This window comes from Pantoea sp. RIT-PI-b (assembly GCF_001187905.1).
Lineage (GTDB): Bacteria > Pseudomonadota > Gammaproteobacteria > Enterobacterales > Enterobacteriaceae > Pantoea > Pantoea nemavictus.
Genome location: NZ_LGIS01000014.1, coordinates 279,388 through 301,202, shown reverse-complemented (window position 1 = coordinate 301,202; position 21,815 = coordinate 279,388). Strand labels below are relative to the sequence as shown.

20 protein-coding genes and 1 tRNA gene are annotated in these 21,815 nt (G+C 55.7%); 10 read left to right on the top strand and 11 right to left on the bottom strand.

Annotated elements, in window-relative coordinates; genetic code table 11:
• Window positions 1–2 precede the first annotated feature (2 nt).
• Together AC790_RS07790 and AC790_RS07785 are read right to left on the bottom strand one after the other, a co-directional pair.
• The gene (locus tag AC790_RS07790; RefSeq protein ID WP_049851395.1) at window positions 3–785 is read right to left on the bottom strand and encodes a MetQ/NlpA family ABC transporter substrate-binding protein; all 783 of its coding nucleotides are present in this window, start codon (window positions 783–785) and stop codon (window positions 3–5) included.
• Between the two features lie 17 nt (window positions 786–802).
• The gene (locus tag AC790_RS07785; RefSeq protein WP_049851394.1) at window positions 803–1,819 is read right to left on the bottom strand and encodes an isopenicillin N synthase family oxygenase; all 1,017 of its coding nucleotides are present in this window, start codon (window positions 1,817–1,819) and stop codon (window positions 803–805) included.
• A gap of 218 nt (window positions 1,820–2,037) precedes the next feature.
• Here AC790_RS07785 and AC790_RS07780 point away from each other — a divergent pair, with 218 nt between their 5' ends.
• Window positions 2,038–2,715 carry a YecA family protein gene (locus tag AC790_RS07780; RefSeq protein ID WP_007886798.1) on the top strand — a complete coding sequence of 226 codons (678 nt, stop codon included), beginning with the start codon at window positions 2,038–2,040 and terminating at the stop codon, window positions 2,713–2,715.
• Window positions 2,716–2,823: 108 nt separating this feature from the next.
• Here AC790_RS07780 and AC790_RS07775 read toward each other — a convergent pair whose 3' ends face one another.
• The 3 genes from AC790_RS07775 to AC790_RS07765 form a co-directional block, all read right to left on the bottom strand.
• Window positions 2,824–3,873: a DUF1176 domain-containing protein gene (locus AC790_RS07775; RefSeq protein ID WP_049851393.1), complete on the bottom strand. Its 1,050-nt coding sequence runs from the start codon at window positions 3,871–3,873 to the stop codon at window positions 2,824–2,826.
• A 79-nt stretch (window positions 3,874–3,952) separates the two neighbouring features.
• Window positions 3,953–5,131: an arabinose transporter gene (locus tag AC790_RS07770; RefSeq protein WP_049851392.1), complete on the bottom strand. Its 1,179-nt coding sequence runs from the start codon at window positions 5,129–5,131 to the stop codon at window positions 3,953–3,955.
• Window positions 5,132–5,301: 170 nt separating this feature from the next.
• Entirely contained in the window at window positions 5,302–6,192 is an 891-nt protein-coding gene (locus tag AC790_RS07765; RefSeq protein WP_049851391.1) for a LysR family transcriptional regulator, read from the bottom strand.
• 91 nt (window positions 6,193–6,283) lie between these two features.
• Here AC790_RS07765 and AC790_RS07760 point away from each other — a divergent pair, with 91 nt between their 5' ends.
• Window positions 6,284–7,063, top strand: a complete 780-nt coding sequence (locus AC790_RS07760) for an NAD(P)H-dependent oxidoreductase (RefSeq protein WP_007886790.1) — start codon at window positions 6,284–6,286, stop codon at window positions 7,061–7,063.
• A gap of 87 nt (window positions 7,064–7,150) precedes the next feature.
• Here the strand turns inward: AC790_RS07760 and AC790_RS07755 are convergent, their stop codons facing one another.
• On the bottom strand, window positions 7,151–7,537 hold the full coding sequence (locus AC790_RS07755; protein ID WP_049851390.1) for a DUF1090 domain-containing protein: 387 nt from the start codon (window positions 7,535–7,537) through the stop codon (window positions 7,151–7,153).
• A 134-nt stretch (window positions 7,538–7,671) separates the two neighbouring features.
• Window positions 7,672–7,756: transfer RNA gene (locus AC790_RS07750), tRNA-Leu, on the bottom strand.
• Window positions 7,757–8,029: 273 nt separating this feature from the next.
• On the opposite strand from AC790_RS07750, the gene AC790_RS07745 reads away from it, so the two are divergent.
• Window positions 8,030–8,545 (top strand): DUF2501 domain-containing protein, encoded by a 516-nt coding sequence (locus AC790_RS07745; protein ID WP_007886783.1) that lies wholly within the window; start codon window positions 8,030–8,032, stop codon window positions 8,543–8,545.
• A gap of 45 nt (window positions 8,546–8,590) precedes the next feature.
• On the opposite strand, the gene AC790_RS07740 is transcribed toward AC790_RS07745, so the two are convergent.
• Window positions 8,591–9,967 carry a PLP-dependent aminotransferase family protein gene (locus AC790_RS07740; RefSeq protein WP_049851389.1) on the bottom strand — a complete coding sequence of 459 codons (1,377 nt, stop codon included), beginning with the start codon at window positions 9,965–9,967 and terminating at the stop codon, window positions 8,591–8,593.
• Between the two features lie 112 nt (window positions 9,968–10,079).
• On the opposite strand from AC790_RS07740, the gene AC790_RS07735 reads away from it, so the two are divergent.
• From AC790_RS07735 to AC790_RS07720, 4 genes are all read left to right on the top strand, one after another.
• On the top strand, window positions 10,080–10,685 hold the full coding sequence (locus tag AC790_RS07735; RefSeq protein WP_007886775.1) for an FMN-dependent NADH-azoreductase: 606 nt from the start codon (window positions 10,080–10,082) through the stop codon (window positions 10,683–10,685).
• A gap of 17 nt (window positions 10,686–10,702) precedes the next feature.
• A complete protein-coding gene (locus tag AC790_RS07730) occupies window positions 10,703–11,182 on the top strand; it encodes a carboxymuconolactone decarboxylase family protein (RefSeq protein WP_007886774.1) in 480 nt (159 codons plus the stop codon).
• Between the two features lie 95 nt (window positions 11,183–11,277).
• Window positions 11,278–11,913 (top strand): hypothetical protein, encoded by a 636-nt coding sequence (locus AC790_RS07725; protein ID WP_007886773.1) that lies wholly within the window; start codon window positions 11,278–11,280, stop codon window positions 11,911–11,913.
• Between the two features lie 165 nt (window positions 11,914–12,078).
• Complete coding sequence (locus AC790_RS07720; protein WP_049851388.1) at window positions 12,079–12,756, top strand: MarC family NAAT transporter; 678 nt, start codon at window positions 12,079–12,081, stop codon at window positions 12,754–12,756.
• A gap of 84 nt (window positions 12,757–12,840) precedes the next feature.
• On the opposite strand, the gene AC790_RS07715 is transcribed toward AC790_RS07720, so the two are convergent.
• The 3 genes from AC790_RS07715 to AC790_RS07705 are packed head-to-tail and all read right to left on the bottom strand — an operon-like array spanning window position 12,841 to window position 16,634.
• Window positions 12,841–14,091: a cytochrome c gene (locus AC790_RS07715; protein ID WP_049851387.1), complete on the bottom strand. Its 1,251-nt coding sequence runs from the start codon at window positions 14,089–14,091 to the stop codon at window positions 12,841–12,843.
• 4 nt (window positions 14,092–14,095) lie between these two features.
• On the bottom strand, window positions 14,096–15,865 hold the full coding sequence (locus tag AC790_RS07710; protein WP_007886764.1) for a GMC family oxidoreductase: 1,770 nt from the start codon (window positions 15,863–15,865) through the stop codon (window positions 14,096–14,098).
• Window positions 15,866–15,902: 37 nt separating this feature from the next.
• Window positions 15,903–16,634 carry a gluconate 2-dehydrogenase subunit 3 family protein gene (locus tag AC790_RS07705; protein ID WP_007886763.1) on the bottom strand — a complete coding sequence of 244 codons (732 nt, stop codon included), beginning with the start codon at window positions 16,632–16,634 and terminating at the stop codon, window positions 15,903–15,905.
• A 532-nt stretch (window positions 16,635–17,166) separates the two neighbouring features.
• On the opposite strand from AC790_RS07705, the gene AC790_RS07700 reads away from it, so the two are divergent.
• From AC790_RS07700 to AC790_RS07690, 3 genes are all read left to right on the top strand, one after another.
• Window positions 17,167–18,735 carry an ABC transporter substrate-binding protein gene (locus tag AC790_RS07700; RefSeq protein WP_049851386.1) on the top strand — a complete coding sequence of 523 codons (1,569 nt, stop codon included), beginning with the start codon at window positions 17,167–17,169 and terminating at the stop codon, window positions 18,733–18,735.
• 263 nt (window positions 18,736–18,998) lie between these two features.
• On the top strand, window positions 18,999–20,501 hold the full coding sequence (locus AC790_RS07695) for a helicase HerA-like C-terminal domain-containing protein (RefSeq protein ID WP_049851385.1): 1,503 nt from the start codon (window positions 18,999–19,001) through the stop codon (window positions 20,499–20,501).
• An 11-nt stretch (window positions 20,502–20,512) separates the two neighbouring features.
• The gene (locus AC790_RS07690) at window positions 20,513–21,790 is read left to right on the top strand and encodes a DUF445 domain-containing protein (RefSeq protein WP_007886759.1); all 1,278 of its coding nucleotides are present in this window, start codon (window positions 20,513–20,515) and stop codon (window positions 21,788–21,790) included.
• Window positions 21,791–21,815: the final 25 nt, after the last annotated feature.

The window sequence follows — 21,815 nt, the reverse complement described above, 5'->3', positions numbered from 1 at the left end:
GATTAATGATTAACAGGAATAACCGAACCTTTGTAATGCTGGTTAATAAATTCAGCGGTTTGCTTTGACTCGAGATCTTTGGCTAATTCAATAATACGCGGATCGTGCGCCAGTTTCGGCGTGGTGACCAGCACGTTGGCGTACGGATTATCCTGCGCTTGTTCCAGCGCCAGCGCATCCTTTGAAGGCACTAATCCTGCCTGCAGGGCGTAGTTACCGTTAATGATGGCTAACTGCGCATCGTCCAGCGCGCGCGGCAGCTGCGGCGCTTCTACTTCAATAATTTTTAGATGATGCGGGTTGTCGGTAATGTCTGCCGATGTCACCAGCGTCTCAGCGCTGCTGCTCTTCAACTTCAGCAAACCATTGGCCTGCAACAGATAAAGGGCGCGGCTCAGATTGGTGACGTTATTTGGCACCGCCACCTGCGCGCCATCAGGCAGATCTTTCAGTGATTTCACTTTGTGCGAGTAAATGCCCAGCGGCTCAATATGCACGGTAGCGACGACAGAAAATTTCTCGCCCAACGCTTTTTCCTGATCGCGCAGATAAGGCACATGCTGGAAGTAGTTGGCATCCACGTCTCCGCGTGCCAGCAGTTCGTTGGCGTTAAGGTTGCCATTGAGTTCAATCACCTTAAGATCGAGCTTTTTATCGGTCTGTTTAATGTGGTTGAGGATTTCGCTGTGCGGTACGGCATCCGCCGCCACGCGCAGTGCCGCCGCCGATGCGTAAGTGCTGAACATCGAAACCATCGCCAACGTTGCTATCACCTTTTTATTCATCTGCTTCCCTTAGTTTCTTATGATTTAACGCTATTGAGAGTGTCAGCGTAATAACGCTGCGCTACGTCGCGATGCGATCGCAAACGCCCCTTGAGATAGTTCCAGCCCACCTCCCGCAGTAGCGGATTGCTGGGATCGCTGGTTGGTCCGCGTGCTTCTGCGGCCAGCTGAGGCGGTAACTGATACAGCGGGACTTCGGCGTCCAGCTGCGCGCCGAGGAAGAACGCGATCGAAATCCGCTGCTGGCGCGCAGGAGGCGATACCACGCGATGTACGGTGGCACGCAGATAACCATTGGTAGCAATTTCCAGCAATTCGCCGATGTTCACCACAAAAGCACCTGGTTTTGGCAGCGCATCTACCCAATTATCCGGCGTCACTTCCACCTGCAAACCTCTCTGCTCGTCCTGCAACAGAAAGGTTAGAAAACCGGAATCTTTATGTGCGCCAACGCCTTGCTGGCTGGCATCCGCATCCTGACCTGGATAGCGAATCAGCTTCACATGTTCGTTGGGGTGCGTGCCGTAGAGCGCATCGAAGGCGTTCGGCGGCAGCGACAGCGATTTGGCGAAGGCGCGCAGTAAACGCAGTGCAACGTCGGTCATCGCCTGCTGCCACGCATGGATCACCGGGCGCAGCTGTGGCAGCGCCTGCGGCCATAAATTTGGGCCCTGCAGCTGCTTCCACGCCGCATCGTCCGGCTGCAACGTCAACGCCGCGCGCTCCGCGCCGATATCAAACTGCTCGCGCTGATCGCGCTGATCGCGGGTATATTCCACGCCCGCGCGGTTGTAGCCGCGAAAGTGCGGTGAGTGAATCATCGAAACGCGCTGCTTCTCTTCATCCGGCAAGGCAAAAAATGCCCGCGTGATGCTCTGCACGTTCTGCAGCAGTTGCGGATTGATGCCATGGTTAATTAAATAAAAAAAGCCCACGTCGCGCGCGGTTTCTCGCAGCTCGGCCAGATATTGCGCCTGTTCGGCATCAGGCAGTTCCAGCAGGGATAAATCCAGTACCGGCAACGTAGTGGCCATACATTTGCATCCTTTAGGCAGAAAAATTCTCTGTTTACGCTGCCATCTGTCAGCAACCGCAGCCAATACTGTTGGGCAATATGTTATGGCGAATGATTTTTAGGAGAGGTTCAGCAATCGATATGCAAAAAGCGGTAAATCACACCTGCTTCCCGCTATAATCGCCGCCAATACTATTTGGGCATTGCCCAACCATGAGCAACCGCAGGAGACGCCGTATGAACCAGGGCCCGTTAACCGAAAAAGAGCTGAACTGGCTTGAAGATATGCTGGAGAAATACGGCAACGAACACGCAGTGGTGGATACCGCCGAACTGGATGGCATGCTGACCGCGCTGCTCTCCGGCCCGAACGACATTGAGCCGAGCGAGTGGCTGGTGGCGATGTGGGGCGGCAAAAAGCACATTCCTAAATGGTCTAACGAGCGCGAAATGGATCGCTTTATGACGCTGACGTTTCAGCATCTGAACGATATTGCCGAGCGCCTGGCCGAATTCCCGGAGCAGTTCGATCCGCTGTTTGGCACGCAAGAGATGGAAGGCCAGGAATTCACCGTGGTGGAAGATTGGTGCTACGGCTATCTGCGCGGCGTCGCGCTGGATGCGGATTGGTCGCTGCTGCCGGAGTCCCTGCAGCCGATGATGGAGGCGATCACCCTGCACGGCAGCGACGAGCAGCTGGCGAAGCGCGAAGCCTTCACGCCAGAAGAGTTTGAAGCCAGCATCGACGCGATTCGCCCCGCCGCGCTGGAGCTGCATGAATACTGGCAGGAACAGCGCATGGCGCAGCCTGACCCGGAACCGCAGTTGCCGCACTTTGCCGGCGAGAAAACCGGTCGCAACGATCCTTGCCCGTGCGGCAGCGGTAAAAAGTACAAGCAGTGCTGCGGTAAATAATCGGAGATTCTTTGGTAGCGGCGCAATTTATTGCGCGCTTTTGAACGCGATATTGCGGCCAAAACACGCGCGATAAATCGCGCCGCTACGGTTATGTGCGGTTATTTATCAAGTCGCCGGTTTAACCTCGGTCACCCACGTTGGCAGCTGCCATGCGCCGCCCGCGCGAATCGCGCGACACATGCCGGTGGTGGCATCACTGCTTTGCACAAAATCTTTGCCATCCCACACCCACGCCGCGGTGCTCCAGCAGTCGCCGATACCGCGCCCTTTCTGCGCTTCCGTGATCACGCCTGCGCTGTAATCTGTACCGGAATCCGTCACCAGCTGCGGTTTGCCCTGCAACGCTTTGTCGATCAGCCAAAAACCGTAGCCTTCGTTGTAAGCCCCGCGCCAGCACAGCGCGGCGATCAGCACATGCGCATCATCCACGGGCGTCAGCGTCAACGGCTCTGCGCCCTCTTCCGGTTGATCGTCGGACGGCGCCAGATTGTCGCAGCTGTCGTCATCGGTGAGAGACGCAATCAGCTTCGGCTTCAGCAGCGCCAGCTCGTCAGCCGTTAATGGACGCGCATCGGCCTTCGCCACGTTCACCTGCTGAATCACCGGCATTGCCAGCGCCGCCGGCACGCTGGTTTCCGGCTTGTTGCCTTTACGCACCAGCGCACCCGGCGTGCTAAGACGACCTTGCGCATCATCCATCTTCAGCAGCGTGGCAAAGGCGCCATTGCTGGAGAGATCGAACGGTTGTTCCCCACCGCGAAACTCCACTTTTTCGCTGCCTTTAATGGCATTGATCAACGCCTGCGTTTGCGCATCCGTCATCGTCCACTCGTCGTTGTCGGCTTTCGTCACGTTGCCTAACGCACGATCGTCAATCCACAGCGTCAACGCATCAACCTGCTTTGAATCATCATCGCCGGTATCGGCCAGCACCACGCGGCCGTGCGTTACTGCGTTGGGTCCGCCGGCGCGCACCAGCAGCACCGAGCCGCCCGCACCCTCTTCAGCGCTGTAACCGGCGGCGCGACAGGTCAGCGTGTTATCACAGGCCAGTTCCCAGTCTTTGTGGCTGAAGGAGACGCCATCTTGATCGGCCAACAGCGGCGCACTCAAGCTGGCGAGCAGCGACATCGCCAGCAGCAATCGGGTAATCATGCCATCTCTCCGTAATGGTAAAGGTGGCTAGTGTGATGATTTTTGTGACGCGGGAGAAGTGAATTTTTTGCGGCGATGCTTATTCCATTACACGCTGTGGATCTGGCTGACGCGCCAGTAAACGTATCGCCACCAGCGCGGCGCACGCCACCGCTATCGCCCCGGCGAGGTAAACCGATGCAATACCGAAATGGCCCGCCAGCGCCCCGGCAACCGGACTGGTGATCCCCAGCGCGATATCGAGAAACGCAACATACGCGCCCATCGCCAGGCTGCGGGTTTGTGGTGGTGCGCGACGTACCGCTTCAACGCCAAAGCCAGGAAACGCCAGCGAATAGCCAAAGCCGGTCAGCGCTGCGCCAAGGTAGGCTACGCTGGCGCTGTCCGCGCGCCAAATCAGCAGCTGGCCAAACGCCTCAATCATCACACACAGCAGCGCCACGCGTGCCCCGCCCAGCTTGTCCGGCAGATGGGCGAAAAACAGACGCGCGACAATAAAGGTGACGCCAAACGCGGTGAAGGCTAGCGATGCGTTGCCCCACGATTTGGCAGCAAACAGCAAGGCGATAAAGGCGGTAATCATGCCAAATCCCACGCTGGCGAGCGCCAACCCGAGGCCTGGTTGCCACACCGCGCTCATCACCTTATAGAATGGCGTTCGCGCCGTCGCCGTTGGCTGTACGCCATCTGTGCGCGTGATAAACAGCAGCGGCAGCAGCGGAATCACGATGATGGCGAGAGCGATGCCACTAAATTGCCAGCCGCTATAAACCGCCACGCCAAGCGGTGCCCCCAGCGCCCATGCGCCGTATATCGCGATACCAATCCAGGCCATCACTTTTCCCGCATTGCCCGACCCAACCAGGCCCAAACCCCAGCCGAGAGCCCCCGTGGCAATCAGGCTCTCGCCCAGCGCCAGCACCACGCGCCCCAGCAGCAGAATCGCCACCGAAGTGTGCGGCTGATGGATGAACATCAGCGAAAGCAGGTAGATAAAGCCAGAGCTGGCGATCACCACCAGCCCGGCGATCACCGCGCGTTTCGGTCCGCGCATATCAGCAAAGTTACCGGCCCAGGCACGCGTGAGTAGCGCGGCAATAAACTGCGCCCCGATGACAGCGCCAATCATCAGCGTATCCATACCGAGGTTTTGCTGCAGATGCAGCGGCAGCACTGGCAGCTGCATCCCCATGGTGAGAAAGGAGATAAATACCGCCAGCGTAAGCGGCAGCAAGGTTATAAATACATTGGATTTCATGATTGTCTTCCTGCAGGATAAAATGCGACCATTTCGTCGCATTAATATGATGCAGGCAGGAAAAGCGCGGCGCTATTCGCATTGAGATTCAGAAAAAATCGTGCCAAAAAGGCTTATGCCGGAGGACGTTACAGCGTTAACGCGACTCTGCCTCGCGTTGATGTTCAGGTTTATAACGCCGCCACGATCTGCTGGCGCAGCCATTGCTGGGCCGGATCGCGATGCAGGCGCTCATGCCACAGCAGCAAAATATCGAAGCCGGCAATGGTGAGCGGTGGATCAACGACGGTGAGTTGCGTGGCATGCCGCACCAGCCGTTCCGGCAGTACCGCCACTAAATCGCTGTTCACCAACGTTTCCTGCATCAACAGGAAGTGCGGCACCGAAAGTACCACGCGGCGTGAGCGCCCCAGCTGCGCCAGTGCCTCATCGGTGGCGGCGCTGAAGCCACCGCCGTCCGGCGAGACCATGACAAACTCCAGCTGGCAGAACTGATCCAGCGTCGGCGGCTGCTGCAAATGCGGATGATCGCGTCGACCCGCCAGCACGTAGCGTTCGCTAAAAAGTTTGCGTTGATGCAGCGTGGGCGGCGCGTTATCACCGGTATGAAACACCAGATCCAACTCGCCCTTCTCCAGCTGCTGCGCCACCTGCGGCGGATTGAGCGCCAACACCGCCATACGACTTTGCGGTGCAGCCGTGCGGATCAGCTTCAACGCCGGCAACATCAGCGCGGACGACGTGTAATCGGTGGCGGCGATGCGCCAGGTCACATCGGCATCGGCTGGATTGAAAAGATCGGGCGTTGCAACCGCCCGCTCCACCGCTTCCAGCGCCAGTCGCAACGGCTCGCGTAACGCCTCTGCACGTGCGGTGGGCAACATGCCACGTGGGCCGGGCAATAACAGCGGGTCGTCAAACAGTAGCCGCAGCCGCGACAGCTGGGCGCTAACGGACGGTTGCGAGAGATGCAGACGCTGCGCTGCGCGCGTCACGTTCTGTTCGGCTAACAGTACGCTAAGCGTGTGCAGCAGATTCAAATCCAGCGAATTGATATTCACCTTGTCTATACCTGAGATATCAGCAATTGATTTCTACTATATCCAGCGCTGACTTAACCTGCAGCTGATTTCATCTCACAGGATTAAGCTCATGAACGTACTGATTGTGTATGCCCATCCAGAACCGCGCTCGCTGACGGGTTCACTCAAAGATTTTGCCGTGCAGCATTTGCAAAAAGCCGGACATCAGGTGCAGGTTTCGGATCTTTATGCCCTGCAATGGAAAGCGCCGCTCGACGCCGCCGATACGCGCGCCCCGCTGGTGGGCAGCCATTATGATGCCACGGTGGATTCGCGCTTCGCCTACGATCATCAACTGCAAGCCGCAGATATCGCCGCTGAGCAGGAAAAACTGCGCTGGGCGGATACGGTGATCTTCCAGTTCCCGCTGTGGTGGTTCTCCATGCCCGCCATTATGAAAGGCTGGTTTGATCGCGTTTACGCCAACGGCTTTGCTTACGGCGTGGGCGAGCACAACGATCAACATTGGGGCGATCGTTACGGTGAAGGCAATCTCAGCGGCAAGCGGGCGATGCTGGTGGTCACCACCGGCGGATGGGAATCGCATTACAGCCCGCGCGGCATTAATGGACCGATGGACGCGCTGTTGTTCCCCATTCAGCACGGCTTGCTGTTTTACCCCGGCTTTAGCGTGCTGCCACCGGTGGTTTTTTATCGCGTGCAGAAATCGGCAGCAGAGCGCTTTGCTGGCTGGTGTGATGTTCTGGCCACACGGCTGGATACATTAGCGGAAACCGCACCGATTGCGTATCGCCAGCAGAACGGTGGGGATTATGAAATACCGGCGCTGACGTTAAAAATGGAATTTGCCGCGGAAGAGAGTGGCGTTGGCGTGCATGTGAAACGGTGAAATCAGACAGGCTCCGGGATGAGCCTGTTTTTATTGCTACAATCCGCATCCCGCCTGCGCCAATTGAATCGCTGCGAGGAGCATAATTTATTGCGTCAGTGCTTCCTGAGCCTCTTTAAGCTCTGCACGCGCGTCGTTCAGCTTACGCTGCTGTTTATCGATTTTATCGCTGCGACCTTTGGCCTGCGCTTCACGTAAATCCTGCTCGCGTTCCTGCACTTTCAACTGTTTCTCCGCAACTTTATCCTGGCGGGCTTTTAATAAACCGCTGTCGGTACAGTGCGCATCATTCTCACGCAACGCCCTCTCCACACCAGCGATGCGGGCTGCATTGCCGTGTTCACGCGCCATCGCCAGCTCTTGCTGGATATCCTGCTTTTTGGCTTCACAGCCGGTGGCTGGATTTGCCGCCTGAACAGAAGTAACGGTCAATGCGGAGAAAAGAATCGAAAGGGAAATCAGGGTGTTTTTCATGGTGAACTCATCGTTGGAATTTATGGCGCCATTATACGGGGAGTTCTTAAGAGGAGCTTAAGGGGGAGCGGACTTTAGCAAAATGCAGACACAAAAAAAGCCGCTCGTAAGCGACTTAATTTTGCATCAATCGATGGTGCCGAAGGTCGGACTCGAACCGACATGTATCTCTACGGTTGATTTTGAATCAACTGCGTCTACCGATTTCGCCACTTCGGCACTGAAGAGGATGCGGAAAACGTTGGGGATTATACCGTTACGAGCAGAGTGCGCAACTGGAATCGTTGGGGATGTGCGCTAAGCGTTGAAAAAAACAGCATTTCAGCGCTAACCGCTTGTTATCGCGCCAATCCCAGCCGCCGCAGCCTGCTGAGCAAAACCCAGAACGGTCCCATTTTGCCTTTATGCACCTACTTATCTGGAACTTTCCTAAACCAAACCTCTCTTAACCACAACTGACGCAGTCAGAACATAAAAGACAACGAGGTTGAGATGAAATTACAACGCATGATTTGGGGATGGGGCATCGCGGCAGCTATGGTGGCGGGGAGCGCATCGGCGGCAAGCTGGCAGGATCAGCTGAGCAGCGCAGCATCACAACTGTCGCAGCAAAATAACAGCACCAGCAACACGAACACCAACAATGCGCAGAATAGCGGATTGTCACTCTCATCGCTGACCGGCCTGCTGAACGGCGGCGATAAAGCAGTAAGCGCCAACAGCATGACCAACGCCGCGGGCGTGATGTCCTATTGCGTGCAGCATAACGTGGTGGATAACAACGTGACGTCGGTGAAGGATCAGGTACTGAGCAAGCTCGGCTTAAGCAGCCCAGCCGCGCAGGAGCAGAAAACCGATTATCAGCAGGGTTTGCAAGGCTTACTGAATACCGGCAACGGCCAGCAGCTGAATTTGCAAAGCCTGAGCAGCTCGCCGATGGGTGAGAAGCTAAAAACCAAAGCCTGCGACGTGGTACTGAAGCAGGGTAAAAAATATATCGGCATGTAAGGACGCGCCGATATCAAGGCGCGAGCTGTCCCTCGCGCCTTTTCTTTACTGCAATAACTCCTGCGTCTCCTGCACCGTCCTCTGCAACAGTTCTCGCGCCTGCTCCATCGAACGGATATTGGTGTAACCAATCACCAGCCCGTAGCGTTTCTGCGTCTGCATATACCAGCCGGAAAGCGGGAGCACGCGCAGCTGATGTCGCTGCCATATCTCCGCCAGCGCGCTATCCTGCGTGCCGCGACGCAGAAAGGCGACAATATGCATGCCACCATCGGTCAGCTCGAAATCGAACAGCGTTGGGAAACAGGTTTGTAGTGCATCCAGCATCATGCGACGCCGCTGCTGGTAGAGAATGCGCATCTTCTTGATGTGGCGATAGAAGTGCCCTTCGCTCAGAAACTGCGCCAGAATCTTTTGCGGCAGCAGCGACATACCGGTTTCAAGAATCTCACCCAGCTCGCTGAAGCGCGCGATAGTCTCTTTTGGCATCACTAAGTAGCCCACGCGCATCGCCGGCATCATGGTTTTGCTGAAGGTGCCGGTGTAGATCACCCGATCGTGCACATCCAGGCTTTTCAATGCAGGAATCACTTTGCGCGTGTAGTGAAACTCGCCGTCGTAATCATCTTCGATAATCCAGCTGTCGTTCTGCTGCGCCCACTCCAGCAGCTGATGTTTGCGCGGCAGCGATAACGTCACTGCCAGCGGGCTGTGATGGGTTGGCGTAACCACGGCGAAACGTGCGTCAGGGTGATAACGCAGCAGATAATCAACATCCACGCCCTGTCGATCCACCGGCACATAATGCAGATTCGGCGCGATGCGCTTCAGCAGTTTTTGTCCGAAGAAGTAGCCAGGATCTTCAAACAGCACCTTGTCGCTCGGTTGTGCCAGCACCGCCAGGATCAGCCGCAGATTGGCGCGATAGCCGCTGGTGATAAAGACCTGCTCCGGCTGGCAGTTGAGCCCGCGCGAAATGCTTAGATAGCTGGCGATCGCCTCGCGCAGCGGCTGGTAACCCATCACCGGCGGTAAAATCATCTCATCCGGCCGCAGCGTGCGCGCAGCCTTGCCGGAGATCAGCAGCCATTTCTTATGGGGAAACTCATCCAGCGCGGGAATCCCCAGCCGGAGTTCTCCACTGCTTTCGCGCGCTGAGTGCTGGTTAGCAAGCGGCACGGACAGCGATATTTTCTCTGGCGCCGTGGCCAGCGTCAGCTCCGAATTGACGCGTGTGCCCTTCGCGCCCTGACTGACGAAATAGCCTTCGCCAATGAGAATTTCATAAGCGGCTTCTACCGTTTTTCTCGCTACCTGCAGTTCACTCGCCAGCGTACGAATCGCCGGCACGCGGTCGCCGGGTTTCAGGCGCCCTGCCAGAATCTGCTGGCGATAGCGCAGATAAATCTCTTTATATCCCACGCCTTGTCCTACCTATTTTGTTTGTTTTTGACCCTTTCACCTCAGACATAGAAGTTTAAGATGACCGCATCAACCACGCAATGCATCGCCATCACGCTAAAGGAAGAAATGGATGAAACTGCTGCACATTAAAGTCAGCCCGGATTTAGCGGGTTCGGCGTCGCGCATCGCGTCGGCGCGTTTGGTCGAAAAATTACGTGCGCAGCAGGCCGATCTTATCGAGACGGAGCTGGATCTGGCACAACATCCGTTGCCGCATCTTGATGCCTTCACCATTGGCGCCTTTTTTACCAAGCCGGAGCAACGCGATGACGCACAGCGCGCCGCCATTCAGACATCGGAAGATTTAGTGGATCAGCTGTTTGCCTGCGACACGCTGGTTATCTCATCGCCGATGTGGAACCTCGGATTACCGTCGGTACTGAAAGCCTGGTTCGACCATATTACCCGCGCCGGGCGCACCTTCGCCTTTAGCGCCGATGGCTGCAAAGTCGGATTGGTGCAGGGCAAGAAGGTGTATTGCGTGGTTGCCAGCGGCAGCGTGTTTGCCCACGGCCCTTTTGTCGCCGATGACCAGTTCACGCCGTATATCCGCGTGGCGCTCGAATACATTGGCATCACTGATGTGGAATTTATCCGCGTTGACGGCACGCACGATCCCGTCACTCGCACCACCGCGTTACCCCATGCACTTCAATGCATTGAAAATCTATTCTGAACAGAGAGGACACCATCATGACGTCACGCGTTAATCATTTTAAAAATATTCCTGCGCTGGTGAAAACCGTGGGCGATGCGACTGCAGCGCTGGGAAAATCGTCACTTGATACCACCATTAAGCATCTGGTCGACCTGCGTGCTTCTCAGCTCAATCAGTGCGCTTTCTGCGTCGATATGCATGTGAAAGAGGCCAAACTGCACGGCGAGCGCGAACTGCGTCTGCACCATGTCGCTATCTGGCGCGAATCACCGTTGTTTACCGCCAAAGAGAAAGCGGCGCTGGCGCTGACTGAAGCGCTGACGCGCCTGAGCGATAACGGCATTGATGATGCGCTGTACAGTGAAGTGCGCGCGCACTTCTCTGAAGTGGAAACCAGCGAACTGACCTTCTGCATCGCGGTGATCAATACCTGGAACCGCCTGATGGTACTTTCACGCATGACGCCGGGCGCACTCGATAGCGCTTATGGGCTGGATCGCGCTGATTTACGTTAATTTTTACCGCCAGTTGCCCACGCTGCTGGCGGCACCATGTTCATCTGCGCTGCCTGAGGCTATAGTGAGTTTTTGCACCACACAGGACAGCGCACATGAAAGGCATCAACATTGCGATTTACTTCGATCCCGACCAGATTGATATCTGCGTCCACCAGCAGGATGACAGCCATCTCAGCCAGAGCTTTATTTACGACGACAGCGTAATTGAAGAGATTTACCAGTGGCTGGAGCAGTTCACGCCTAATCGCACCCACATTTGCCTGATTGAGCACGATACCGCCGATATTCTCGCCGACGAACTGGTGGATAACGGTTTTCATGTCCATCAGGTGACGCAACACGATCTTCTGACCTGGTTCGCCAATGAACCGCCCGCCGAGCCGGATGGTTCGCCGGTGCGCGCGCTGCTGCGCTATCTTGAGAACGAGCAGCCTTCCGAATATCAGTCCCGTACGCCGCAAATTGAAGCGTTGATGGATCTTTTGGATGAACTCGACGATCTCGAAGGGGTTGATGAGGTCGAAGATGAAGATAATCTGCCTGACGACGTGCTGCGCCTGATGAAACAGAAGAAGATCTCGGTGCAAGATGCTGCGCAGCGCCTGCTGCCGGATGTGAATGAGCGCATTCGCGAGCATTTAATTAGCTATCCCGAATTGATGACGCCTGAACTGCTGCAGGATTTCTTCCCCGAGCTGATTGAAGCGCTGGATACGCCGAAGCACTGATATTCGGCATTCCGTTGCGCATAGATTTCTGTGCAGATCCCACCACGGTCGCCATAAATGGCGACCCTACGTCGTTGGATTGCCGTTTAGAGCGGTCGTGCATAATTGGATCGCCGTTATTGTAGGGTCGCCATTTATGGCGACCTGGGAATTTGAGGACATTTCATGCTGGAGCTTTTTAAAGCCATCGGGCTGGGATTGGTGGTGATTTTGCCGCTGGCCAATCCGCTGACCACCGTGGCGCTGTTTCTCGGCCTTGCCGGTGATATGAACTTCCGGGAGCGTAATCGCCAGGCGATGCAGGCTTCGATCTACGTTTTCCTGATCATGATGGTGGCGTGGTACGCCGGCAGCGCGGTGTTGCACACCTTTGGTATTTCCATTCCCGGCCTGCGCATGGCCGGCGGATTGATTGTGGCGTTTATTGGCTTTCGCATGCTGTTTCCGGCAAAACCGGTTGGGCATTCGGTCGAAGCCGAACATAAGCAGGATGAGCTGGATGCCAACGACAATAATCGTGAAACCGTAAATATCGCCTTTGTGCCGCTGGCGATGCCAAGCACTGCTGGCCCAGGCACCATCGCGATGATCATCAGCTCGGCTTCCACGGTAAAATCCGGGGTCGATTTTCCTGATTGGGTCGTCATGGTCGCGCCGACGCTGATATTTCTCTCCGTGTCGGTGATCCTGTGGATTTCGCTGCGCTGTTCTGGCGCCATTATGAAGCTGGTGGGGAAAGGCGGGATCGAAGCGATTTCGCGCTTGATGGGCTTTTTGCTGGTGTGTATGGGCGTGCAGTTCATCATCAACGGCGTGTTGGAAGTGATCCACAATTTCCATTAAACCGTCTTGTAAAACCAGGTCGCCATGAATGGCGACCCTACGCTGTTGTAGAGTGCGCATGCATGCGCACCCGGAATTACCTTATTACTTCAACGTTTTACGAACTTCTGCTACCTGATCTTTAGTCACCGCTGGCGCATTGTTGCTCCAGCCCTGACGAATGAAGGTTGCCAGTTTAGCCACTTGATCATCATCCAGACGCTTAGCAAAATCCGGCATCGCCAGGGTTGATGGCGCCTTCTCGGTCGATGGCTGCTGCGCACCGGCCAAAATGGTGTGGATCAAACCGCTTGGATCTTTAGCATTGACGATCGTCGCCTGATCCAGCTCCGGGAAGATCCCTGGCGCGCCTTTACCGGTGACAAAGTGGCAGGCGCCGCAGTTGTCGATATACAGACGCTCACCTTCCGACAAACCTTTCGCCGCCGTTAGCTTCGCTTCTGTCGCCTGCTGCTTCTGCACGTTGTACGCCTGCAGCGGCGGATTACCGCCAAGGAACTTCAGATAGGCAGCAATGGCTTTCAGGTCAGCATCCGTCATGTGCGAGCTGGAGTGCTCAATCACCGACTTCATCTCACCGCCTACCGCGGCCTTGTCGTTACGTCCGGTTTGCAGGTAATCGACAATCTCCTGCTCGCTCCAGCGCGGCAGACCGCGCAGCGACGGCACATCCCAGTTGTTCAGGCTGCCACCGGCAAGGAACTGATCGTCGCCGCTATCCAGCGCTTTCTCGTTCATGCCGAGACCGCGCGGCGTATGGCAGCTGCCGCAGTGGCCAAGGCTTTCGACGATGTAAGCACCGCGATTCACCTCTTCCGATGCGCCACCAATCGGCTGGAACGGTTTATCTGAGGTGAATGCCCAGTTCCAGAAGCGCATACCCCAACGCTGGCTGAACGGGAAGCTGAGATCGGTTTCCGGCGGCTGCTCGCTGCTCGGCTTGACGCCCTTCATAAAGTAGACGTAAAGCGCGTGCATATCGGCATCAGAGATTTTGGCGTAATCCGGATACGGCATCGCTGGATAGAGTCGTGAACCGTTCGGCAACACGCCTTTGCGCACCGCGTCTGAGAACTGCTGCTCGCTATAGTTGCCGATGCCGTGCTCTTTGTCCGGCGTGATGTTGGTGGAGTAAATGGTGCCGAGATTCGACTCAATCGCCAAACCACCCGCGTAATCGCCTTTGCCCGACACGGTATGGCACGCCATACAGTCGCCGAGGCGCGACAGGTATTCACCCTGCTTGATCAATTGAGCTTCATCTTCCGCGTGAGCCTGCAGGACAAAGCTGCCCAGCAGCACGGCGTTGGCGATTAACAATGATTTTAATTTCATGCGCTTATGCCTGTACCAGTGGGCCGGGATTTTTCAGATAATGTTCTTTGATGGCTTGTGCCGCCATCAAGGTGATCGCGCCGATGGTATCGGTCGGGTTCGCCTGGAAGTTTTGCGGGAAGGCGTTGCCGCCCGGCACAAACACGTTATGAACATCCCAGCTCTGCAGGTACTTGTTCAGTGCAGACGTTTTCGGGTTATCGCCCATTACCGCGCCGCCGACGTTGTGGGTCGAAACGTACTTGGTCAGGTCAAAGTCCGCGCCCATCGGCAGGAAGCTCATGCTCATGCTGTCTGGGTTAAGTTCTTTGGCGATATTACCGACGATCCCTTTCAAGTGCTGCTGCAGCTTGAGTTCGTTCTCTTTCCAGTTAAAGGTCATACGCAGCAGCGGCTGACCGCGATGGTCGGTGTAGTGCGGATCGAGATCGAGATAGATATCGCGATACGACTGACAGGTGGTGGTGATGCTGATCTTCATGGAGTGGTTGTACCACTCCTCCAGACCTTCCTTGTAGCCCAGACCCCAGCTCGGCGTGCCTTTCGGCAGTGCAGCAGCCATTGGCGTACCGGTGGCCTGCGAACTGTGGATCTTGGCGCCGCCCAGGAAACCCAGACCCGGACCGTCGAAGTTGCCTGGTGAGATGTCGTTGAACATCTGGCCGGTAGCGCCTGCGGTGGCGTAAGAGTTGAAGTTTTTGTCTTTGAAGAACAGCGTTGCGCCGCCGTTCGACAGGAACGCGTAGTTACGCCCTACCACACCTTCTTCGGTGATTGGGTTATACGGTTTGCCGATACCGGACAGCAGCATCAAACGCACGTTGTACAGCTGGAAGCTGGAGAGCACCACGATCCTGGCTGGCTGGAACACTTCGTTGCCATCCACATCGTAATAAATCACGCCTTTGGCGGTTTTCTGATCGTCATGCAGCACCACTTTCACCACTTCGGCGTGCACTTCGTAAGAGAAGTTTGGCATCCGCTTCAGTGAATCCATGACCGCCGTTTGCGGTGAGGCTTTCGAGTAGTTCAGGCACGGATATTTCGAACAGTAACCGCAGTAGTTGCACGGTGCGATCTGGTTGCCGTACGGGTTTTTCCACGCGCGGGATACGCACGCTGACGGGTTCGGGAACGGGTGATAACCGAGTTTGGTCGCCGCTTCCTTGAACATCACATTGTTCAGCGTGTCTTCCAGCGCAGGCAGCGGATAAGGTTCTGAACGCGGACCTTCAAACGGATCGCCACCTTCCAGAATCTGACCACGCAGGTTGCCGGTGTTACCGGATTGACCGCAGATCAACTCAAACTTGTAGTAATACGGCTCAATCTCTTCCCAGGTGAACGGGAAGTCCATCACGCGCATATCTTCCTGCAGGATGCCCGGCTTGTAAGCCTCATCCACGTAGGTTTTCAGCTTCAGGTCAGTCGGCGTTGGACGAATCAGTACCGCCGTCCAGTGCATGCCCGCGCCGCCCACACCGGTGCCTGGCGCAAACGCGCCCCACTTACGGGTGGGTAACGCCGTCTGGCTGCTGTTGTAACGCACGGTGACCGCCACTTCTTTTGGCGTCGCGAATACTTTGTTACGCACGTTGTAGGCGTACTCATCGGCCGGTTTCGGATAGGCGAAATCCGGGTAGTCACGCTCGCCGCCACGCTCTAAGGCGCGCACTTCCAGTCCGGCCATCGCCAGCTCAATGCTCATCAGCGAGCCGGCCCAGCCGAGGCCGCATACGACGACGTCGACTTCTTTCTTTGTAATCTGTGCCATGTTAATCCTGTCTCACATACCAAAAACGGGGGTGTGCTTACGCGCTTTCACCCAAGAGGCTGACCGGTCCCAGCGGGTACGGCACGTTGTGCTGCTTCACCCATTCGGTAAAGCTGGCGCGTGCGCCCGGGAAGCCGATGGCAATCCAGGCTTTCATGCCTTTGTTGCCGCCGTACATCGGGTCAGCGAGGTAGCCGTGTTTGGTATCTGAAAGCAGCTGGCTGAAGAACTGTGAGGCCTTCAGGTTCTCTTCGCCCAGAGCGGCGAAGTCGATACCGTCGTTTTTGTTCACTTTGGTCAGCACCGCATCTTTCTCTTCCAGTGATAGCGCATGGAATGGCTTCTGGAAGTTGCTCTGCGTCCACTGATTCACCAGCTTGATACCGGTTTGGTACATCTGCTGTGGCGTAAACGGAATTTGGTATCCCATGGTGGCAGGCGCGTGCACGTCAAACGGACCTTGCATGTAGATCTCGGCGCCGAACTCCGGGCTGTGCAGCTGCTGATCGATAAAGATCGGCACGTTGGTTTCCAGTGCACCTGGCGCTTTACCTTTGCCACCAGCGGGGATCAGACGATCGGCTGCAGCCAGAATAAATTGCCACTCATCGGCACTGAAAAAGATCGGTTTATAGTCGGCGAGCTCGGGTGCTGCCATTTCCGCAGCTTGCGCCGCAGTTAATCCCTTAAATACCAGGTCACTTAATGGCAAAGCCAATAGCGACCCAAGTAAAAACTTACGTCTGGTGGTCGGTTTATTTAGAAGCATGGCGCGACGACTCTCACTTGCTAAGAAAGATAATTATTTTTGTTAATAGCTTTATAAATCGGTAAATAACCTGGCAATATTAGGGATATAGGTATTTCAGAATGTAAAAATTCAATTAAGGATATGTTTTGATGAAATTCAATCATCATGTTGAATTTAGGTTAAGGCTTGGTAAAAGGCTTTCGAGGCAGAAAATGAGGTTTTAACCGTACAATTGTTGGGATATTGAGGTTATTTGATGGGCAATTGACCAGGTATTATCGCGCAGAGAAATAATCGCCAAAATGAATCAATGAAAAAAAATCATACTTCCATACCAGAGAATTATTCTCATTTATAACATTTCATTTACTTAATTGACCAGCAGATGAACGATCTATTTCCCGGAAATGACAGATAGCGCACAAAATAAACGCAATAATACCTGAACGTAATCAATTGTTATTTTCCGGCACAGCTCAGAACAAACCGGCATTTTGCCTGAGCGGCGGCAGAGATAGAGTCTGATTATCTCTTCTCCAGGAAAACAATAATGCGCTCACTGATTTTGCTCGTCGCTTTATGGGGCAGCAGTTTTGCACTGCATGCCGCCACGCCGAAAGATACTCTTGTCGTTGCCGTACCGCTCGACGGCATTATTAGCTTCGATCCCGCTGAAAGCTTCGAAACCGTAAGCAATAGCGTGCAGCGCAATATTTACCAAACGCTGGTAGAAGCGGATCGCAATTCGCCGCAGAAGCTGGCACCGCTGCTGGCAACCGGTTGGCAGCAGGGCAGCACGCCGCACAGTTTAGTGTTTAACATTAAACCTGACGCCCACTTCTCCAGCGGCAATCCGGTGACGGCGCAGGATGTGATCTTCTCACTAACGCGCGCGGTACAACTGAACAAAGCGCCCTCTTTCATTCTCGCCGAATTTGGCTGGACCCCTGAAAACATCGCCAGTCAATTTAACGTGCTAAATGACCATCAGCTGGAGATTCAGTGGCCAGCGCAGATTGGTCAGAACCTGGCGCTGCGCCTGCTGACGGCGCCAGTGGCCTCCGTGGTTGACAGTAAAACCGTGCAGCAGCATGTGGTGAATAATGATGCCGGCAACGGCTGGCTGCACACCAATTCGGCCGGTAGCGGCGCGTTTACCATTCAGCAATATGTGCCGCAGCAGGCGCTGGTGCTGAGCGCCAACAAACAAGCCAATCCTCAGCCGAAGCTGAAGCGTATTTTGCTGAAAGGTGTGGCGGATGCCGGTGCGCGTCGCCTGCTGATTCAGCAAGGGGATGTCGATGTCGCCTATCAGCTCGGACCGGATCAGATTGATGCGCTGAAGAGCGACAAAAATCTGCGCATTGAGGCGTTCCCATCCAGCCTGGTCTATTACCTTGGTTTCAACACCAAAGATAAAGCGCAACCGGCGCTGGGCAATCCGGCGCTGTGGCAAGCCGCGCGCTGGCTGGTGGATTACCACTCTATTTCGCAAGATCTGCTGAAAGGCCAGTACCGCATTCATCAAAGCTTCTTGCCACAAGGCTTTGATGGCGCGCTGGAGGATCAGCCTTTCCATTACGATGTGGCGAAAGCCAAAGAGATTTTAGCCAAAGGCGGCATCAAGCCAGGCACGAAGTTTGCGCTGACGGTGATCAATCAGCCGCCTTACATTGATGTGGCGCAGGCGCTGCAGGCCAGCTTTGCCAAGGCGGATGTGCAGATTGAGCTGCAGCCGGTGGCGGAGTCAGAACTGTGGAGCAAAATGCGCGGCCGCGATTTCCAGTCGATCTTTATCTATTGGGGCGCGGACTATGTCGATCCCAACACCAATGCCAGCGCCTTCGCCTATAACGTGCCGGGCGGCTCCAAAACCCTGGCGTGGCGCGTTGGCTGGGATATTCCGGAGCTCAGTGCCAAAACCCGTGCGGCAGCCGGTGAAAGCGATGCGGCTAAACGTCGTGCGTTATATACCGATTTGCAAAAAAACGTGCAGCAGAATTCTCCGTTTGTGGTAACGCTGCAGGGCGCGCAGCAGGTTGCGGTGCGCAATAACGTTAATCATGTGCAGCAAGGGATTGGCGTGAGTTTGCTGTTTTTTGATACGGTGCAGAAATAATTTAGATCGTGCTGCCATTCTCTTTCTCGGTCCGTGTGTGCTGGCTGTCCCCCTCCTCGGTCCTCCCCCATAAATGGGGGAGGAAGACGCTGCCATATGTGAGTGCTGAAGCAGCATGTGGCAGCGTCTCCTTCCCCCGCTAGCGGGGGAAGGCCGGGATGGGGGACAGCCAGCACAACTTTTTTCGGCACAATCCTCCTCCCTCCTCGCGCGCCGCTTGCTATCCTTTCTGGCATAACCTATTGCCTGAGAGCGAAATAATCATGACCACTCCGTTGCTGATTGCCCAAACGCCCGACGTTCAATTGCATCTCCTCTCCAACATGGCGAACCGCCACGGCTTGATCACTGGCGCCACCGGCACTGGCAAAACCGTGACGCTGCAAAAGCTGGCGGAATCCTTCTCCGACATCGGCGTGCCGGTATTTATGGCGGATGTGAAAGGCGATCTCACCGGTATTTCCGCTGCAGGCGACGGCTCTGAAAAGCTGCTGGCGCGTCTGACGAAGATAGGCGTCACCGACTGGCAGGCGCAGAAAAATCCGGTGATGGTGTGGGATATTTTTGGCCAGCAGGGGCATCCGGTGCGTGCGACGGTGTCCGATCTCGGCCCGCTGCTGCTGGCACGTCTGCTTAATCTCAACGATGTGCAATCCGGCGTACTGCAGATCATCTTCCGCATCGCCGACGACCAAGGCTTGTTGCTACTGGACTTCAAAGATCTGCGCGCCATGACGCAGTACATCGGCGACAACGCCAAGGCATTTCAGACGCAATACGGCAACATCAACAGCGCGTCGGTGGGGGCGATTCAGCGCGGCTTGCTGGCGCTGGAACAGCAAGGGGCCGAGCACTTCTTTGGCGAACCCATGCTGGATATCCGCGACTGGATGCGCTGCGACAGCAACGGTAAAGGCTTTATCAATATCCTCTCGGCGGAAAAGCTCTATCAAATGCCAAAACTCTACGCCACCAGCCTGCTGTGGTTGCTGGCCGAGCTGTATGAGCAGTTACCGGAAGCGGGCGATCTCGACAAGCCAAAAATGGTGTTCTTCTTCGACGAAGCGCACCTGCTGTTTACCGATGCGCCGCCGGTGCTGTTGGAGAAGGTCGAGCAGGTAATTCGCCTGATCCGCTCCAAGGGCGTTGGCGTCTATTTCGTCACGCAGAATCCTGGCGATATTCCCGACAACGTGCTGGGACAGCTCGGCAACCGCGTGCAGCATGCACTGCGTGCCTTTACGCCGAAAGACCAGAAAGCAGTGAAAAGCGCCGCTGAAACCATGCGCGCCAATCCAGACTTTGATACCGTCGAGGCGATTCAGGCGCTCGGCACCGGCGAAGCGCTAATCTCCTTCCTTGATGAAAAAGGCAGTCCCTCGATGGTGCAGCGTGCGATGGTGATTGCACCCGGCTCGCGCATGGGCCCGGTGAGTCTGGATGAACGTAACAGCCTGATCAACAACTCGCCGCTGTACGGCAAATACGATACTGAAGTGGATCGTGAATCCGCCTTCGAAATGTTGCAAAAAGGCGTGCAGGTCGCAACGCAACAAGCCAACGCGCCAGAAGCCAAAGGTAATAGCGTCGATGTTGATGGCGGCATTCTCGGCGGCCTGAAGGACATTCTGTTCGGCACCACCGGTCCGCGTGGTGGCAAGCGCGATGGCGTGGTGCAGAGCGTGGCGAAAAGCGCTGCGCGTCAGGTTACCAATCAGATCATTCGCGGTGTGCTCGGCAGTTTATTGGGCGGCCGTCGTCGTTAAAAAAAGGATTTATGGATAAATATCAACAACTCAAACGCAGCAAACGTCTGGCGCTGTCGCTGCTGGTGATTGCCGCCGCGACTTTTGTCGTAACGCTGTTTCTGCCGCCCAACTTTTGGGTGCTGGGAGTAAAGGCGATTGCTGAAGCGGCGATGGTCGGGGCTTTAGCCGACTGGTTCGCCGTGGTGGCGCTGTTCCGGCGCGTGCCGGTGCCGTTTATCTCACGTCATACGGCGATTATTCCGCGTAACAAAGATCGTATTGGAGAGAATCTTGGTCGCTTCGTGCAGGAGAAATTCCTCGATACCGATTCGCTACTGGCGCTGATTCGCCGCCACGATCCGTCGCAAATGTTGGCACAGTGGCTGAACACGCCGGGCAACGCCGATCGCATTGGCCGCCATCTGTTGCAGGTGATGCGCGGCTTTCTCGATCTCACTGACGACCAACGCATTCAGCGCTTTTTACGCCGCGCGGTGCATCGCGCGCTGGATAAAGTTGATCTCACCCAATCCAGCGCACTGCTGTTGGATAGCCTGACCAAAAACAATCGTCATCAGGAGTTGCTCGATGCCGCGGTGCAACAGCTGCTGCGCCTGCTGCACAAGCCCGGCACGCGCGAGTTTATCGCCGCGCAGATTGTGCGCTGGCTGAAACGCGAACATCCGATTAAAGCCAAAATGCTGCCGACCGAATGGCTGGGCGAGCACAGCGCCGATTTGGTGGCCAATGCGGTGGATTCAATTCTCGACCAGGTGGCGCTCGATCAGGGACATGAGCTGCGTCTGGGCTTCGACCGTGCGGTGCAGCGGCTGATTGAGCGACTGAAAACCGATCCGGAAATGGCGGAACGCGCCGAAGGCATCAAGAACTGGCTGAAGGAGGATGAGTCTTTCAATCGTTATATCGGCGAACTGTGGCAGGATTTACGTGGCTGGCTGAAAGACGATTTGAACAGTGAGGATTCACGGGTGCAGGAGCGCGTTAGACTGGCCGCGCTGTGGCTGGGTGAAACCCTGGCTGCCGATGAAGCGTTACGCGCTTCAATGAATCAACATCTGGAAGATGCGGCACGCAGCGTGGCACCGGAGTTCGCCACCTTCCTGACGCGCCATATCAGCGACACCGTGAAAAGCTGGGATGCACGCGATATGTCACAGCAAATCGAGCTGAATATAGGTCGCGATCTGCAGTTCATCCGCATTAACGGCACGCTGGTTGGCGGCACCATTGGCCTGATTTTGTATTTGTTGTCGCAGGTGCCAGGATGGGTTCAGCAGTTGCAGTGAGGGACGTCAGAAAAGGCGATTTTAC

What these genes read in the sequence shown, in the direction of transcription:
- AC790_RS07790 (WP_049851395.1), bottom strand. Translation starts at nt 785, where the DNA reads ATGAATAAAAAGGTGATAGCAACGTTGGCGATGGTTTCGATGTTCAGC.
- AC790_RS07785 (WP_049851394.1), bottom strand. Translation starts at nt 1,819, where the DNA reads ATGGCCACTACGTTGCCGGTACTGGATTTATCCCTGCTGGAACTGCCT.
- AC790_RS07780 (WP_007886798.1), top strand. Translation starts at nt 2,038, where the DNA reads ATGAACCAGGGCCCGTTAACCGAAAAAGAGCTGAACTGGCTTGAAGAT.
- AC790_RS07775 (WP_049851393.1), bottom strand. Translation starts at nt 3,873, where the DNA reads ATGATTACCCGATTGCTGCTGGCGATGTCGCTGCTCGCCAGCTTGAGT.
- AC790_RS07770 (WP_049851392.1), bottom strand. Translation starts at nt 5,131, where the DNA reads ATGAAATCCAATGTATTTATAACCTTGCTGCCGCTTACGCTGGCGGTA.
- AC790_RS07760 (WP_007886790.1), top strand. Translation starts at nt 6,284, where the DNA reads ATGAACGTACTGATTGTGTATGCCCATCCAGAACCGCGCTCGCTGACG.
- AC790_RS07755 (WP_049851390.1), bottom strand. Translation starts at nt 7,537, where the DNA reads ATGAAAAACACCCTGATTTCCCTTTCGATTCTTTTCTCCGCATTGACC.
- AC790_RS07745 (WP_007886783.1), top strand. Translation starts at nt 8,030, where the DNA reads ATGAAATTACAACGCATGATTTGGGGATGGGGCATCGCGGCAGCTATG.
- AC790_RS07735 (WP_007886775.1), top strand. Translation starts at nt 10,080, where the DNA reads ATGAAACTGCTGCACATTAAAGTCAGCCCGGATTTAGCGGGTTCGGCG.
- AC790_RS07730 (WP_007886774.1), top strand. Translation starts at nt 10,703, where the DNA reads ATGACGTCACGCGTTAATCATTTTAAAAATATTCCTGCGCTGGTGAAA.
- AC790_RS07725 (WP_007886773.1), top strand. Translation starts at nt 11,278, where the DNA reads ATGAAAGGCATCAACATTGCGATTTACTTCGATCCCGACCAGATTGAT.
- AC790_RS07720 (WP_049851388.1), top strand. Translation starts at nt 12,079, where the DNA reads ATGCTGGAGCTTTTTAAAGCCATCGGGCTGGGATTGGTGGTGATTTTG.
- AC790_RS07715 (WP_049851387.1), bottom strand. Translation starts at nt 14,091, where the DNA reads ATGAAATTAAAATCATTGTTAATCGCCAACGCCGTGCTGCTGGGCAGC.
- AC790_RS07710 (WP_007886764.1), bottom strand. Translation starts at nt 15,865, where the DNA reads ATGGCACAGATTACAAAGAAAGAAGTCGACGTCGTCGTATGCGGCCTC.
- AC790_RS07705 (WP_007886763.1), bottom strand. Translation starts at nt 16,634, where the DNA reads ATGCTTCTAAATAAACCGACCACCAGACGTAAGTTTTTACTTGGGTCG.
- AC790_RS07700 (WP_049851386.1), top strand. Translation starts at nt 17,167, where the DNA reads ATGCGCTCACTGATTTTGCTCGTCGCTTTATGGGGCAGCAGTTTTGCA.
- AC790_RS07695 (WP_049851385.1), top strand. Translation starts at nt 18,999, where the DNA reads ATGACCACTCCGTTGCTGATTGCCCAAACGCCCGACGTTCAATTGCAT.
- AC790_RS07690 (WP_007886759.1), top strand. Translation starts at nt 20,513, where the DNA reads ATGGATAAATATCAACAACTCAAACGCAGCAAACGTCTGGCGCTGTCG.